The following is a 901-nucleotide window of genomic DNA, read 5'->3' as shown; positions in this document are numbered from 1 at the left end:
AAAGCGGCGCACTCATCGCCGCATACACCGTGGCCTCCGTCGGGCCGTAAGCGTTGATCATCACCCGCCCGTCGGCCGCCCAGCGATCCACCAACTCGACGGGGCACGCCTCCCCGGCCACCACCAACGCCGTGGACTCCAAGCCCTCCGCCGAGAGCACCCCGACGGCCGAGGGAGTCTCACTGAGCACATCGACGCGTTCGCGAATCAGCAAGGCGCGGAACTCTTCCGGCGAGGCGGCCACCTCCTCGGGCACCACCACAAGCCGCCCGCCACCGAGCAACGCACCGAAGATGTCCCACACCGACACGTCGAAGGCCAACGAATGCCACTGCGTCCACACCCCATCACGCGGCAACCGCGAAGCCACCGACTCCACAAACCGCGTGGCGTTGTGATGAGTGATCGCCACACCCTTGGGCACTCCGGTGGTGCCGGAGGTGTAGATGATGTAGGCGATGTCATCGGCGACCGGACCCGCCAGTGCCGTGCCCGGATAGCTCTCGATGCGCGGATCGTCCACATCGACGACCACCACATCGCCATCAACCCGTTGCGCCAAATCAGCGGTGGTGATGACAGCGACCGGGCCGGCATCGGCGACTATCACCGCGATGCGCGCCTGGGGCACCGCCGAGTCGATCGGCAGATACGCCGCCCCGGTCTTGAGCACCGCCATAATCGACACCACCGCCTGCGCCGAGCGCGGCAACAACAGCGCCACAGATTTTCCGGGCCGCGCACCCAATTCAACGAGCGTGTGCGCCAAGCGATTCGACGCCTCATCCAACTCGCGATACGTCAGCGACCGGTCGCCACACGTGACCGCGGTCGCGTCGCCGACGCGGGCGACCTGAGCCGCGAACAACTCGGTGATCGTCGCCGCGGCCGGCGCCGGCCG

1 protein-coding gene is annotated in these 901 nt (G+C 67.6%); it reads right to left on the bottom strand.

Going from position 1 to position 901, the window contains the following annotated elements; genetic code table 11:
- A partial coding sequence (locus tag AC5Y4C_RS20970; protein ID WP_500008530.1) for an AMP-binding protein occupies nt 1-901 on the bottom strand: 901 nt, incomplete at both ends.

The sequence above is a fragment of the Mycobacterium sp. NGS35 genome (genome assembly GCF_059812855.1).
This window is presented reverse-complemented; position numbering and strand designations above follow the sequence as displayed.